General features: G+C 41.5%; 8 protein-coding genes and 1 riboswitch. Of the genes, 1 reads left to right on the forward strand and 7 read right to left on the reverse strand.

Annotated features, from left to right (window positions below; genetic code table 11):
* Positions 1–32 precede the first annotated feature (32 nt).
* The gene (locus E3K36_12715) at positions 33–596 is read left to right on the forward strand and encodes a hypothetical protein (protein MCF6156076.1); all 564 of its coding nucleotides are present in this window, start codon (positions 33–35) and stop codon (positions 594–596) included.
* Positions 597–884: 288 nt separating this feature from the next.
* Here the strand turns inward: E3K36_12715 and E3K36_12720 are convergent, their stop codons facing one another.
* The 7 genes from E3K36_12720 to trkA all read right to left on the reverse strand — a co-directional run bounded on the left by E3K36_12720 (position 885) and on the right by trkA (position 14940).
* Entirely contained in the window at positions 885–2459 is a 1575-nt protein-coding gene (locus E3K36_12720) for a thiamine pyrophosphate-binding protein (GenBank protein MCF6156077.1), read from the reverse strand.
* Positions 2460–2461: 2 nt separating this feature from the next.
* Complete coding sequence (locus E3K36_12725; GenBank protein ID MCF6156078.1) at positions 2462–4339, reverse strand: thiamine pyrophosphate-binding protein; 1878 nt, start codon at positions 4337–4339, stop codon at positions 2462–2464.
* A 27-nt stretch (positions 4340–4366) separates the two neighbouring features.
* Complete coding sequence (locus E3K36_12730) at positions 4367–6790, reverse strand: hypothetical protein (GenBank protein ID MCF6156079.1); 2424 nt, start codon at positions 6788–6790, stop codon at positions 4367–4369.
* 154 nt (positions 6791–6944) lie between these two features.
* The gene (locus tag E3K36_12735; protein ID MCF6156080.1) at positions 6945–9311 is read right to left on the reverse strand and encodes a GMC family oxidoreductase; all 2367 of its coding nucleotides are present in this window, start codon (positions 9309–9311) and stop codon (positions 6945–6947) included.
* A 256-nt stretch (positions 9312–9567) separates the two neighbouring features.
* The gene (locus tag E3K36_12740; GenBank protein MCF6156081.1) at positions 9568–11694 is read right to left on the reverse strand and encodes a hypothetical protein; all 2127 of its coding nucleotides are present in this window, start codon (positions 11692–11694) and stop codon (positions 9568–9570) included.
* A gap of 156 nt (positions 11695–11850) precedes the next feature.
* Positions 11851–11962: riboswitch (cyclic di-GMP riboswitch) on the reverse strand.
* Positions 11963–12069: 107 nt separating this feature from the next.
* A complete protein-coding gene (locus tag E3K36_12745) occupies positions 12070–13551 on the reverse strand; it encodes a TrkH family potassium uptake protein (GenBank protein ID MCF6156082.1) in 1482 nt (493 codons plus the stop codon).
* 27 nt (positions 13552–13578) lie between these two features.
* Positions 13579–14940 carry a Trk system potassium transporter TrkA gene (trkA, locus tag E3K36_12750; GenBank protein MCF6156083.1) on the reverse strand — a complete coding sequence of 454 codons (1362 nt, stop codon included), beginning with the start codon at positions 14938–14940 and terminating at the stop codon, positions 13579–13581.
* Between the last annotated feature and the right edge of the window lie 11 nt (positions 14941–14951).

The raw sequence follows: 14951 nt of genomic DNA on the forward strand, positions 1-14951 counted from the left end.
AAACTGTACGTAGTGGTTAAAAATAAAGCACTATAGCAAGACCATTACGATTGGAATTTGAAGGTGCTTTTTATCATATCACATCAAGAGGCAATCTGAGAGTCAGAATATTCCTTGATGATAAAGATAGGGAAAAGTTTTTGGATATCTTACGAAGAACAAAGGAGAGATATGGATACCACCTCCATGCATATGCCCTGCCGGAAAATCACTATCACCTTTTTCTGGAAACACCAAAGGCAAATATCTCTCAAATCATGCAAAATATTAACACAAGTTATACGATTTATATAAACAAAAGGCATAAAAGATCAGAGGATTATAGGTGGACAAGTTATAGGGAATATATCGGTGCTTATAAGGAAAAAGAATCAATAGTAGATACAGCAGAAACACTTTCCTACTTTTCCAAGTCAAAAACTGCTGCAATGAAGGCATACGGAGATTTTGTAAAGGAAGGTACAGGAGAAAGAAACAATCCCCTGGAAGATGTGGAAGCTGGAGTTCTCCTCGGCAATAAAATATTCATAGCAAAGATAAGAGGTATGTCACAGAGGCGGAAACCTGACGAAGAAATTCCTCAGGTGAAACGCTAAAGCGAGTAGAAACCCGGATAAAAAGAGAGAGAAAATTCCAGAAAGAAATCGATGTGTTAAAAAACAATTAATTATTGAATAACGAAGGTCTGACCCTTAATTTCCTCTCTTCATAAAAGATATTTATCTCTATCATCTTCTTCCAAACTTCCGGGAGGTTCTGCATAGTGTTATCTCAGCAATGCAAAGTATATAACAACATCACGGGAGCCTTTCTGGAGATGTGTATCCAACACAGAAATCCCATTAAATTCTTCCGCCTTACTATCCATGCCCACCGAAAGAATTTCACTTTATTATTATTGCACAAGGTGTTTTGATTTTGCCCTTAACTATATCATCCCTTTTTATTGACAAAAGGTCTATCTCCTTTACAGGGCAGTCCATGCCTTCCAATGCTAATCTCGTGTTTGCTACATTATTGTCTTTATTTATAGTATCCACGCATATGATAGTAAACTCTAATCCTGCTGAAACGGCTGGTTGTAATTCTCTTATATGGTAAAAAAGTGAATTCTTATCCGTGATAAGAACTACGTTATTATCTGGATTACCAATCGCTGCACCTATCGCAAAAGGGAGTCCAGCCCCTGGTATGTCCCGGTCATCCATGATAAAAAGATTTTTATAGATGGCCTTTCTAAAGAAACAAGATGCTGCAAGTGATAACTCTTTCCCATCAACGATAAAGATATCAGTGCCGGAAGAAATATTTTTAAGTGAAGCAAATATTTTCCCTGCATCGTCAAACCCTTTTGACAACTCTCCTGCTAATAGGTCGCAATTTTTATAGAAATCATCCCTCCATGTACGGAAAGCGTTTTTATTCGTTTTCGCTTCTCGTTCAAAATAAGAGAAACTACTCTTGGGATCTGCATGTACGGGACAAAGGTTAGGAATGCTGTCTGCAAAAGCTGACGGATCAATTTCTATCTGGATAATACTCTTTAAATGCGAAGAATTTTTCATCTCAGAGAGAATACGTTCTGAATAAGGATCGATTCCTGCAATAATGAAAAGATCCGCCTTATTCAATAATTCAATTCCTAGCTTTGAATTCACGAATAACGAAGCATCTCCAGCATAACAATTATCATCACCACAAAAAACTCCGGAACTGTGCACTGTAGTTATAACAGGTATTCCCAGTTTATTTGCGGTCTCTTTCATCTCCTGATATCGCCCGGGACGTCCAAAACCCTGACCTAAAACAATAATAGGCCTTTCAGACTTTTGAATTGTCTCACAGGCTTCTTTCAGATAAAAGGAGTCTCCCACTATGTTACCTCTATACATCGTCCTCTCGGCAGGAGGCATTATACTCTGCCTTTTCTTTTTTGTAAGTACCTTGTATCTGAACAATACATCCACAGGGATATCAACATGTACCGGTCCTGGTATACCTTGCCACGCCTCCCTGAACGCCCTGTAAATCATTTGGGGTATTCTCTCCCAGGTGTAAACGATAGTATTCCATTTGGTAATAGGGAAAAATATTTCATCCTGATTACAACCTTGTAAATTTTCCTGATGCGGTTTTATTTTCCAGCTTTGAAGCTGTGGGGCAATAGATAAAACAGGCAGATAATTGAACCACGCCTTTGACAGCCCTGAAACTTCATATATGACCCCAGCCCCGACCGTTGACATTGCTACGCTTGAGCATCCTGTAGAGGCAGTATAGCCGGATGCCATGAGAGCTGCGGCAGTTTCACAGCGTGGGACAATCAGCTTAATTTCCGGGAATTTTTCAAATGCATCATATACTGTGCCTATGTGTTCTCCGGATATAGAAAACACATACTTGATTCCACATTGAACAAGTACATCTAAAAGCAATGCCCCCCCAGTGATTATTTTCATTTTTAAGACCTCCACCTGGCCATTATGTTCACCCTCAATAAAGCTTTCCTGATATAGGTAAGATTAAAGAACACCTTGCTCCATCCTAATTTCATTATCAATAATGAACTCTTTAATACCTTAATCGGATTTAAAAGCTTCAATAAACCATCAAACTCAATAAGAGAGAAACTCGACAGACAGTCCGGAAAATTGTTTTTGTCAGTTATAATATCAACGAGCGCAGCTCTGCCTTCACTTACCCCTTTTTCGTACGCGGGTAGTATGTCCTCGACCTTATCCACCCGTGTTGCAGGCAAGCCAAATCCCCGGGCTATTTTTGAGTAATCAATGTCAGGAAGCATAGTGCCAACAAAATTTCCTGCAAACATGAAATACTGCATCGCCCTGATCATATTCCATGCAGAATCATTGGAGATTATTATCATAATAGGTAAGTTTAGCCTGCAAATGGTCTCGAGTTCCTGGATATGGTACAAAAATGACCCATCACCGCTTATCAGCATAACCCGTTTCCCCGGTGAGGCTAATTGAACCCCAATGGCATAAGGTATCCCACAACCAATTGCGGCCATGCCAAAAGGATAAAAAGATTGCCGGGGCCCCAGTGAAGGCGCATGCGTAGCAAAAAAAACTGGTGTGTTACCTCCATCCAGTACCAAGACCAGATCATCCCTCTTTATGACTTTCCCCAGCTCTTGTATGACTTTTCCCTGTTGTATAACCGGCCACTTTTTATTGATAAATTTATTAAGTCTCTTGTACCGGCCCTCTTTCAGATGAGAAAGATACTTTGCCCATGACCTCCATGCAGGTTTTCCGCTAAAACCTTCAGAACGCAATTGCTCTGTTAATTGATTAAGAACAGTTTTAACATCCCCCAATATTGATATCTCGGGAGATACGTTCAGACCAATCTGAAGCGGATCTACATTGACATGAATAAATTTAATCTTGTCAGACCATAAAGGAGGAAGACCAAATCCGTCTAATCCACAAAAGCTTACTCCCAGCGCCAGTACAATGTCAGCATCTTTGATAGCAACATGAAAGGCCTCACCCGTTGTATAGGCCGGCCCGCCAAGGCAATACTCATGATCTGACGGTATAGAGCCGAAACCACCCATTGTTGTAGCAGCAGGAATCTTAAACGCTTCAATAAAACGAATAACCTCTTCATAGGCCTCAGAGACTTTCACTCCTCCCCCGCAAAAGATGAGAGGTTTTTTTGCATTTTTAATACTCGATGCTGCTTTTTCAATTTTAAGTTTATCTCCGGCCAGCCTTATGGGTCTCATTTCGGTTGTAACAGATGAAGATGGCGGTGAGAATACGGTAGTATCAAAAGAGATTGTTTTCTCTAATAATCCGAAAGGTATGTCAATATGTACCGGACCTCTTTTATGCCTGGTACTTTCAAGTTTTCCCTTCTTTATAGTGTCTGGAATGCTCAAAAGTGTATTGATCCGTTTCCTCCAAATGGTAATCTCATGATACACTGTATTTTGGTCAAATCTGTATCTGTTGAACCCTTTATTGTAATCAACTTCATCATCATTGCAAATTGACAAAGAAAGCAAAGGGGTCTTATCAGCCCAGGAATTTGCAACTCCGTAAATCTGCGATAATGATCTGCCATTGTCATCAGTTAATACAACGGCAAACTTCCCGGAACGCCTAATGTAACCATCTGCCATTAAGGCCGCTGCCCCTTCAGTTCTCGCAATAATTACGTTTATACTCGCCTTCTTTTCTAAACACGCTCTGAGAGGGCCAAGTCTGTCTGAAGATGTAGTAAAAACATAATTGATTCCATTGGCAGCAAGACTTCTCGCGATGAGTTCGTTACCTGAAAGATCTTCCACGTTTAAATCTCCCAATAGTTTAAATTACCTGTTTATTTCATACTAATCCTTTAAAAAGTCTCCTCTTATCTGATATTCCAGGGCAAAATCAGATCTTTCCCGATCCCATAAATCGAAGGGATTTTTAACATTACGTAATGCTGGCCGAAGTTTTGGAAACTGCCGTCTGATGACATCCACCATATTAGTGGTATTCACATAATCGAATCCCCACCGGGTATAAAATTCTGGCCGATAATGTTCGGTAAAAAAACGATCGCTAAACAACCTTCGGGAAGCGTTTAAAATAAAAACCTGAAACTGAGTTTCACTGATCACGAAGCCATGCGGCCGTGAGAACTCGGCGAGGAGACCAACCAGAAGATCTACTTTTTCAATGTCGCTGTCATAAACCTTGCGCATTTCTTCCACCAGCCGTTGCTGACGTTTCAGTTCTGCTTGTTTTGCCTGAAGTTCGTCAGCGGTAAGACTGGGATCTTTACGGAAATCACGCGATCTCTTGTTTTCAATTTCCCACACAAGCTCTTTGTCGATAAAATCGGTAAAATCCTTCAAAGGTTTCAGTTGCAGTTGCCGGCGAAATTCATTGAAGCGCGGGACCCCACGCTCTCTATCCCGAATAATGTCCATTGCAGCAAGGTCAATTTTACCTCCGGGTGCCTGGGGTACTGTAAGTTCAGTCATAAAACGGGGAAAATTTTCGAGGGTGAGTTGCCCACAGCCGGTAAGGCCAAAAGACAATGCGATGCTATCGATCCCGATTCCCCGTATAAAATGTTTCGAACCCTCCCTGACGGTATCGACGATGGCGATTTGGTCCTGAACGGTTTTTATACCAGGCACCTTACTTTCTAACTCTCTGCCGCTAAATTGTCGCACTTCACCTTGGGAAAGTACGTCAGCATCATAAATTGCTAAATAATCTGGTATAGTGGGATGGAGCCGATAGACAGAAGTAAATTCCTCCGTTAAGGTGAATGGGACACCAAAATGTTCAGCTCTGGGCATCCCCATGATTCCAGTGCCCGTAACCGCAAGGCTGACCAACTCATCTTTGCGAAGATTTTGTAATGTAGCGGTGAAGTTGTTGATAGCTTTCTTAGAGCCTTCCATGGCTATGCGCATGATTTCCTCTTTAAATAAGGAATCCCCTTGAGTGCTACGCAACAAGCCTTGCCAATTGGTATGCATAGCCATGTCCCCCAGCCGATTATAAAGAAGTTGTGGTGTCCATTCAATGGTATGAATTTTGGCCAGTAATGCGGAGACGATTAGTCTGGCGGTATCATAGAGTTCCTCATCACTCCATGCTGCAGCCCCACTCGGGGGGGCAGCGTTTTGCCTCAATTGATCAACGATATAGTTGTGCTCTTTAGAAAACATAGTGTGCATCAAACTAAGGCCTATCCACCAGTTATCTGCAAAAGCTGATATTTCCTGGTCAAGGAAGCCTTTGGGGGGATGGAGTCCAACTTCACTGTAAGTGGGGAGCACACCAGTTTCCGACACTTTTAATTTGGCTTTGTCTTTGGGATCGATCACTCTTTGTTGCGTTTCCTGGTCCCAACCGTAAAGTTGCGAGGCATCCCACCAGAAGGTCACCGTATTTTTCCATGTTTCCACTGGAATGTTTTTAAAGCCAGCCAAATCTTTTTGGTCGTCGTGGGGAGTTCGTGCCACCTCCCAACCACCCTCTTGACCGACTTTCGGTAAGTTTTGCAATTTGCTTTCAGAAACGGAAAAGGTATTGCTATTATCGTTCCACCCATCACGGGTATGAGAAAACCAATCATGGGTCATAAATTGGATCCAGGCAGAGGCCCAAAGATTAAAAAATGGAGCTGCATGATGGTTAAAGGGGTCTTTTCTCACTAAAAGTCGTTCGCTGATAACGCGGGGATTAGGTTCACCCGCTTCCTGCGAAGAAGCCACTTTGCGATGGAAATCAATGATAGATATATTAGCGGTCTCAATGGTTACATTCCGCCCGAATCGTTGACCTACGGAGCCCATCAATGGGTTGTCAAAATCGTTACAGCGTCCATCGAGGGCTCGTGCGCGGTAGACGGGATTTTTCATACTCCTTTCCCCGCAAGATGAACCATCCCGCATCGCCTTCCAGACAACCCGCCGTTCGTCTCCTGTTTGCTGGCCCCGGTCACCCCATGCGCCATTGGTATCGTGCATATTCTTGGCCACAAGATTTATACGGAACTTTTCTAGCTCACCTAATGCGGCAGCAATACCAATAGCTTGTGTTAATTGATGTGCGGCGGTATCATAACGTGTTCCCGTAAACCATTGCCAAAGTACCCAGGGGCGACCCTGATTGCGTTTCACTCTGGGATTCAACCAGGCTGCGATATCTTCTACCTCAGATTTTGCTTCACTTACTCCGGTCTCTGGTTTTTTGCATCCAACAAAAGCAGACAAAAATATACTTGAGATTAATACTATGCGGATCATATCATTCTCCACTTTGAAAAGATTTGCAATAAAACGAATGTTTTTTTAGGCTGAAGATATTTTCAGATAATCTGCTGTATGTGGGGGCCTCCTTTCCCTGCTCATTGTCTCTTTTAACACTATCACTCCATGTGCACGAAAGCAGGAGCATCTCTCATCCATGAGTTTGTTGACTGGGCAAGAGATGTTTCACATATGTTTCATATAATTCACCAAAGAAAAAGGACATAAATTTGTTTTTAGTACTGAGTGCTGTCTTGAAATTGGGCGCATTACGAACCCTAATAGTGGCTAACTGTTCGGTAATATCATGTAAATGTATACGAATAATTCCTTGCCCTAATACAGGGTCTTGAGTGGTATTCCCTTTGTAAATCGTAGCGAAAAGGGTTGTATAATCTTTCCATATTTCCCAGGTATCAAAATCAGGGTCATCCCGAATCTCTTTATAGCCGTCTAGCAAGTAAGGTTGGCCATCGTCATCGAGGAATTGTAATGAAAAGAGCATACGTTTTGTATGTATTTGCGGGTCTTTGATGAACAAGTTAAACCGCCCTTGTTCAACCATTTGCTTCATGCTTCTTATCTTTATATGGCCTTCTGCACGAGCATCATGTGCGTGTTCAATCACAAATTTATCGACACTGTCTATGTACACTGTTAGTTTAAAGCCGATATTGTTCCCTTCCTGTTTTCCACGAGTTTCAGCTTTACAGTAATCTTCAGGTGTTTTTGCATTTGTCACACTCTCCGTAAAATAGCCATTCATCTCTGTGGTAAATTCAATTCCTACAAGAGGTGAAATAACCGACGGAGGGGGGAGACCGCCTTCCCTTGGTTTCTTATTTATGATGGTATCCTGAACGATCAGGTCAGCGATTCGTTCAGATAAAGCGGAGATAGTAAAAAACGGATTCACTCCTAACGAGGTTGGAATTATTGAACCATCAGCAACAAACAGTCCATTATGAACTGAGCCTAATGTATCTTGTGCCGGATCAAAGACCCTCCCGCGATGATCAACAACGCCTATATCAGCACTTTTGCCCATAGCACAACCCCCCAGCGGATGAACCGTAATTATATTCCTGCCAAAGAACGGCGTCCACCTGGGATTCCTGATGTAAGTCCCTCCCAGTGCTTTCGTTAGTTGTTTCATTTCATCATCAATCTTTTGAAAAATTGGTTTGGACGGTGCTGCTGCCCAGTGAATGCGTATCTTCCCTTCAGGGTCAACAGCAATAACGCCATCTGCGCTGTCGTGCCCTATTCCCAGATATAACATGGAATGGTTCAGGGCACCTTTTGCATCATAATGTGCAATATCTCTCACCACCCGTGCGGCTTCTGAAGCCTCATCAATGACACTGAAATCGGTGTCATGGCCGACAGCCGCACTGATCTTTGGCATAGCGTACCGGGTAAAGTCTACGAATGCCCGAGGAAAATCACCCTCTTCTATGATGTAACGGTCTTTCAGATCCAGTTCTTTCCTGCGATAATCGATAACAGAGAGGATCAAAGGACCGACTTGAATCTTCGAACGTTTGTCTCGAATATTGCCAAAACCGAGCACATCGGTTTTCTGGTCATTATTATAACCAACCCCAAATGAGTCTGCATTTCCGGAAAAATAATGCCCAAGCTTATCAGAAACGGCAAGACCACGATCGCGGGAATTCAACAGTATATGCGTAGATCCCAAGGCACCGGCAGCTATAATGACGACATTTGCATGAATAAACCTGGATTTTTTGTCCTCCGAATGGGAGGTACAATGCACAAAATAACCACCACCATCGGCTTTACTAATGTAGTTGACTTCCATTTCCGTTATAATGAATGCGCCCTGACTTTTCGCAAAAGGAAGATAATTCATGTATAATGTATTCTTAGCCAGGACGTTACAGCCGGTCATGCAGTCGCCACATAAAATGCAAGGTCTTTGATGTACACCAACATGATTGGGTTCATCATTATATTTTTCAAAATTAACTGCCAGATTCAGTTTATAGTATTTACCGGGACGGTCTTTGGCTGATTTTTCATGCGCTTTTATTTTCCCCACAGATGGACGGTTGTCCGGATAGACAGCGCCCTGTAACATGTCATTTACTTTTTCAAAATATTTATTGAGTTTGCCATTATCCTGGTCTTCACGAATCTCGTCAGGCCATCTGGTGTTGTTAAAAACGTCGTCTTCCGGTTTAAAGATGACGTTCGCATTAATTAAAGATGTCCCACCAAGACCACAGCCCACAAAAACATCAACGTCCTCAGTTACACGATAGTCATATAATCCTAATGGATTGCTATCTGAACGAAACTGTGCAGTTACTTCATCGATTTCATCAGGAAACTCGCCCGGTATCCACTCTTTACCTCTTTCGAGAAGACAGACCTCATATCCTGCTGCTGCCAATCTTGCCGCAGTTATTGAGCCACCATAACCTGAACCAATGACTATAATTCCATAACGATCTTTCAGTTCTGTTATTGAATTAGATAACTTTGTGCTCATTGCGTTCCTCCCGGTATAAAAGATGAATACTTATTATCACTAATTAGTAAATGATAGAATACTATGATAGATTACATAATGTGGCGAAGCCGCAGCCAAAATAACCGCCCCTCTTTCCCCCCTTCGCAAGGAGGGGACTTCGTCGTGAGCTCAGTCGAACGATGAAGGAGAGGTAAAAAACTTCCTCAAAACTTGTCCTCATGAAAATGGGGAAAGAAGTTTTTATACAGTAATACTTTAGAGCAGCTACGCAGCGCTAGGGGATATTTGCATGTGAGAATTCAGTAATCTGCCCCTCCTTGTTTATGACTACCCGTCTGTAATATGGCGGTTGATTGCCTAGCCTTCGTATTCCACAGGATGCAGTTTGGACGATTACAGGACTCTGCCCCCACCATGCATACGGCTTGTCATGGTTAAAATTTTCGCTGTACCTGTCGTGATATATCCTGATCTCATGATTTTTATCTTTCTCTATCCTAAATTCAATATTCCGGTGGGCGTGTCCTGAAAAAACAATGTCTATTAACTTAAACTTACGATCCGCGTCCTGTTTTACCAGATCTCCCTCTCTGTATCCCATGCAGAGATAAAAGAACTCGCTCAGATAATAATTAATCGTTCCGTATGTCAGATTACATTCCTCTTCAGGAACCCACCTTGGTCCTGCCTTTCTTTCAACTTCCCGCAGGGTATCCATATCAACATGCTCGGGTGAGTTGATGGGAGGGGCGTGGAAAAAGATGAAATTTCTACCATGAGCATCTGGCTTCTTACTCACAGCTTTCATGACTTTCTCTAACCATACTATTTGGCTCCAATTATAATAAACCTGTTCTGGATCAAACGCCTTTGAATCGGGAGATCCTCCCAGGATATTATCCTTTACACCTATTTTCTTGAGGTATTTAATCTCTTTCTTATCCAAAATTTGCCCAATGAAAATATCAGATCCTGTATCCATAATTATAAAGCAATGGTTTCCATAGTAAAAGGCATAGTCAAGGTATGGGTTTATATATCTGAAATAATAATGAAGTGCGCAAGCTTCAGCATGGAGGGGATTGTCTATAATGAAGTCAGCTATTTTACGCGTCTGATATCTTATAAATTTATTAATCCCCCATGTTGCTATTCCTGCAATTCCGGCAATTATAAAATGAGAAACGTAATTTGCTATTGGATTTACCTTTTCTCCTATACCTATCAATCCTAAAAGCGGCAAAATATGCATGAGCCAGGTTCCTATAATACTGCCAAGAAACTTTTCCAACTGTATTTTCCATTTATCGGTTTTTTTCAGGGCGTCAAGGTTAAGTCTATTTAAGGCACCGCTCGTTATCTCTTCCGCCAATTTTGCCCTCTTATCCTCTGGGTATTCTGAAGAATCAAAGGATTTGTATCTATAGTGTTTAAGCTCATCTTCCATTAAGCCGAAAGTGTCTCGGTTGTACTTTGAAATGTTTGGATCGTAAGGGCGAAGACGCCAATCATGATTCCCGGTTGATGTAAAAACCGCTATTTTTATACCGGGATTATTCCGTTCCTTTTCCTTTCCTGCACCAGTAATTATATTAACGAAGGTTTTCCAATTGTTTTCATCTAAATTTATTTCGTCTTCCCAACCATGAAAGGCAAAATCTACTAAATCTCCTGTAATTACAACAAAGTCAAGTTCACCCTCCTCAGCCATACTGTTTGCTTTCTGGATAAACTTTCTCAGGTTATGGTTGAAGTTAATGTATCTCTTTGCGATGTCGTCTCCACTTCTCTTCTCATACTTTACTTTCAAGACTTCATCGAGGATCTCGTCATTCCGCGTGGCAACATGAAGATCGGTGACCTGAATGAATTTGCAGCCATCACCAAAGCTTTTAACAAATTGTACAGAATGGTAGTTAACCCTCTCCCACTTTTCTGATTGGTCTCTGTATACCAAATCGTAAAGACACGGAGGGCATTTTCCTCCCTTTTGAGATAAAAGAAGAGTTTCATAATCTTCTGTACTTTTACAATCGATACTGACCGCGATTTTCCAATACCGGGTATTCTCACCCATTACATTGTAATGGAACTCACTAGGAATAATCTCTCTCGTATCGTCTACACTATTGAAATCCGATAGTTGATACCAATGAATAATCTCCTCAGGTTCATCGCTAATAGATAGTGGAATATCTTTTTTATCTTCATTTCCTTTATGAGAAGGCCGTAAATATAAAGTTCCCGTGAAATCATCCTTTATGGGAACCTTGTTTCCCCTGTATTGTCCGGCTATTATTAACGAAAACACCTTCTCTTGCTTAAACTCCTCAGTAGAAATAATCTGCGGGCAACCGAGGTTAGGACTTATTATCAATGGAAAATCATCTCTTTTTGTCAATTGAATCTCTTTTCCTTTCTTTGGGTAATCATTCTGTATAATTTTAATAAACTGACAGTACTACCGTAGAGATCAAATACAGGTTTTTCCATGTTCTTCTACTTTTTCAATCCTGAAAATAAAAAAGCCTTACTGCAAAGATATATTTACAACATCTTCGGCAGTAAGGCTGTCTTTTTATGAAAGGTATTTTATGCTACTTCCCTGTATGCTTAAAAGACCCTTTACTTTGCGTCCTCTGATTGCTCAGAGTTTGCCTTTATCGTATTGTTTTTGTTTATATTCCTTCATGCTGACAAAAATCATAATTGTCAGTCTTCCGCATTAAAATATCAAAGTATCGTTGGAAGTCAAGGGAAAAAATAACACAGAATTCTACCGTTTCCATAGAATAGGTAAAAATATGAGGATTAAACTATAAATTTCCAGCCTTCCTAAGAGCATACAGAAACTTAAGATCCACTTGCCGGCATAAGCCACTTCGCTATAGTTAGCCATGGGACCGACCTTTGCCAGACCAGGACCGCAGTTGGCCATGCATGTCGCCACAGCGGAAAAGGCAGTAATTATGTCTGTATTTAAAGCCATTAATGCCAGTGTGAAAATACCAAAAAAACCTAAATATACGACGAAGAATACAGAACTTTCCGTAATAATCTCTTCACTTACGGACTCACCATTGAGCTTTACGTGTTTTATCATGCGCGGCCTTAATATCCTGCCAAATTCCCTTGCACTTGATTTTAGCAACAATAATATCCGAACGCATTTTATACCGCCACCCGTCGAACCAGCGCATGCGCCAATAAACATTAATAAAACCAGGAGAAATCTGGAGGCATTCGGCCATAAGTCAAAATCAGTGGAAACATAGCCAGCTCCGGTACATGCAGTTAACACTTGAAAAAAGGCGTATCGGAAAGAATTTCCCAAACCGTCATAACGGTCGTCCTTGATTCCGCCATTATACGATTCCGGTTGGCTGAAATATAAAGTTGTCGCTATAAATACAATTGCCGTCAAAATTAATCCTGCAAAAAATCGAAGCTCTGAATTTTTAAGAACCTTTTTGAATTCCTTTTGAAAACACTTGTAATACAGTGCAAAGTTACATCCGCAAATAAACATGAAGACCGCGACGACAATTTCAATGTAGAGGCTGTTATAATATGCAATACTCGTATTTTTTGTGGAAAAGCCACCAGTGGATACAGTACTGAAAGTATGACATATCGCATCAAAGATGGGCATACCCACGCTGAAGAGGAACAATATCATCGAGGCAGTGATGGCGAGATAGATATACCATAGCAATTTTGCCGTTTCACCTATTCTTGGTTTCAATTTATCAGCAGTAGGCCCGCTAACCTCGGCGCTAAAAAGTTGATACCCGCTTACGCCCATAGCAGGCAATAAGGCAACGAAGATGACGATAATTCCCATGCCGCCTAACCAGCAAGTAAATGACCTCCAAAAAAGGATGCTATATGGTAGTATCTCAACGTCTCTGAAAATAGATGCACCTGTGGTTGTAAAACCACTGGTCGTTTCAAAAACTGCGTCACAATATGTGGTACATACGCCTGAGAACTTGAAAGGAAGAGCTCCCAAAAAGATACATATGATCCAGCTGAGTGTTACAATGGTGATACTCTCTCGGATGCCAATATCTTTCTTTTTTCTAAAGAATGCCTTGCTTAGACCGCCCAAAATTCCTGCAATAATGATGGTGTAGATAAAGGCCCACATTGTAGTATCTTCTTTATAATAAAAAGCTACCCCTAATGGAATCAACAGTATACCGGCCAGCATAAGCGCAAGGTTGCTTACCGTATACAGGACAATGGAAATGTTCATAATCGACGTGCGTTAAAATTGGTGAATTTATGTCCGGTCTTTTTTACCTATGAAAAGGGATTGAACCTTTTCGATGGCATTGGGTAGGGCGAAGACGATGACTCTTTCGTCAGGATTAATAATGGTATTACCTGCCGGTATTTGCATGACGCCTTCGCGTACGATAGCGCCGAGGATAGAACCTTGTGGAAAAGGTGTTTCTCTGAGAGGTTTACCCACAATCTTAGAGCCTTCCTCGGCGACTAACTCGATAGCTTCTGCCTCACTCTGATGAAATTTTACAACGGAAAGCGTGTGGCCGCGCCGGATATGTTGCAATATAGAACCTACAGTAATAAGCCTTGGATTTATCACAATATCCATACCCAGGGAATTGATAATTGGTACGAATGTCGGGTCTACCGTAAGTACGATCGCCTTTTTTGCACCGAGCCTTTTTGCCAGTAACGAAGAGAGAATATTCGTTTGCTCATTTTCGGATAAGGCTACGAAAAAATCGGCAATATCAATGGACGATTCTTTCAGAAGGTCAATATCAAGGACGTCACCCTGGAGTATAATGGTTTTATCAAGGACCGTTGCTGCTTGCTGTGTTTTTTCCTTATCAGATTCTATTATGGTAACCCCGATTTTTTGATCTTCCAGTTTTTTTGCTAGCTCAAGGCTTGCGCGATTTACACCATAAATAGTGATTTTTTCAACCTCGTCTGCACGCCTGTTGACCATCGGTAAGAAGTAAGGCAATGCTTCCCTGGCCACGAGTACAAAAATGTTGTCGTGCGGGAGTATTTTGGTTTCACCAGTCGGAATAACCATCTCTTCATTCCGCTGGATGGCAACGATAAGGAAGGAATCAGTCGACTCGATTTCCCTTAATTCAGAGAGTTTTTTTCGTGCTATGGGGGCATCGTCAGGTACATTAAATCCCCTCAGGAGGATGTCACCTTCTGTGAAATCGGCCACGTAGATGGCCCCCGGTGTTCCAATAATATTTAAAATAGAGTTGATAGTGATTTTTTCCGGGTTTACCACGTGACTGATGTGGAACCCATTTTGGTGCAAGACTGGTTGTTTGCCGGTAAACTCGGGACTTCTTATTCTGGCAATTTTTGTTTTAACACTGTAACTATGTGCAAGTGTGCACACTACCATATTGATTTCGTCGCTGTTTGTAACGGCCAATACCATATCGGCATTTTTTATGCCTGCCTCTTCAAGGACTATGGGTGAACTGGCGCTTCCTGGAACAACAAAAACATCCAATTTTTCATGAATTCGTTTTACAAGATCCTGGTCTTTTTCTACAACAGAGATATCATGTCCTTCTTTTGATAATTGTTTAGCCAGATTAAACCCAACAGCTCCAGCACCGACAATAAGTATTTTCATGATATCATAAG

The organism is Candidatus Brocadia sp., assembly GCA_021646415.1.
GTDB lineage: Bacteria > Planctomycetota > Brocadiia > Brocadiales > Brocadiaceae > Brocadia.

Excerpts from the sequence above, each read along its gene's own strand:
- trkA (MCF6156083.1), bottom strand. The coding sequence starts at position 14,940 with ATGAAAATACTTATTGTCGGTGCTGGAGCTGTTGGGTTTAATCTGGCT.
- E3K36_12720 (MCF6156077.1), bottom strand. The coding sequence starts at position 2,459 with ATGAAAATAATCACTGGGGGGGCATTGCTTTTAGATGTACTTGTTCAA.
- E3K36_12745 (MCF6156082.1), bottom strand. The coding sequence starts at position 13,551 with ATGAACATTTCCATTGTCCTGTATACGGTAAGCAACCTTGCGCTTATG.
- E3K36_12735 (MCF6156080.1), bottom strand. The coding sequence starts at position 9,311 with ATGAGCACAAAGTTATCTAATTCAATAACAGAACTGAAAGATCGTTAT.
- E3K36_12730 (MCF6156079.1), bottom strand. The coding sequence starts at position 6,790 with ATGATCCGCATAGTATTAATCTCAAGTATATTTTTGTCTGCTTTTGTT.